This window comes from Mammaliicoccus sp. B-M6, assembly GCF_022386965.1.
GTDB lineage: Bacteria > Bacillota > Bacilli > Staphylococcales > Staphylococcaceae > Mammaliicoccus > Mammaliicoccus sciuri_A.
Genome location: NZ_JAJNHJ010000080.1, coordinates 1 through 632 on the forward strand (window position 1 = coordinate 1; position 632 = coordinate 632).

The 632-nt window shown below is 31.5% G+C and carries 1 protein-coding gene; it reads right to left on the reverse strand.

Annotation, left to right across the window (positions count from 1 at the left end; translation table 11 throughout):
* Positions 1–113: 113 nt before the first annotated feature.
* The gene (locus LQ693_RS13485) at positions 114–485 is read right to left on the reverse strand and encodes a hypothetical protein (RefSeq protein WP_119494966.1); all 372 of its coding nucleotides are present in this window, start codon (positions 483–485) and stop codon (positions 114–116) included.
* Positions 486–632: the final 147 nt, after the last annotated feature.

The window sequence follows — 632 nt, forward strand, 5'->3', positions numbered from 1 at the left end:
AGGTACTAACTCTGAAACAGAAATCATTTCATATTGGTCACGTTTATTCTCGGATTTATTTAACATAGAATCAACTCCTAAATAAAATTTCTACTATATTATAAAACGGATTGTTAATTTTTGGTATTTTTTAGCGCTGACTCCTGCGGGAACAGCATGATTCGAAGACTACAGGCTGAGAACATGCGCGCGGAAAGCATGCGCATAAAAAAATGCCGGCAAAGTCTAAGACTTTGTCGACACTCTGATATTTCAGGATATTTTCGTTTATCCATCGGTACATTATCCACTGTATCAGGAAATTCTGTACGCTTTTTTACCCATTGTCCATCTTCAAAAAATAAACCATCAATTGTCTCATTTTCAAGATCAACATCATCATAAGTAAATACAAAAAAGTCTATATTATAAAAATTACTTATATATGTTAGTGTTCTTCCAAGTACACCTTTTTTATGCTTTTCTCGTAATAATCCTACTTTCATAAACAAAATCCTCTCTTAATTAATTTTTATTTCAAATGCTCGATTTTCCCAGTCTGTTTCAATATATTCTTTACCTTCAGCAATAAATTCTACTATTTCTTTAAATTGTTCATCATTCACATAATCAGGACACCAAAAAGTATCCAA

Excerpts from the sequence above, each read along its gene's own strand:
- LQ693_RS13485 (WP_119494966.1), bottom strand. The coding sequence starts at position 485 with ATGAAAGTAGGATTATTACGAGAAAAGCATAAAAAAGGTGTACTTGGA.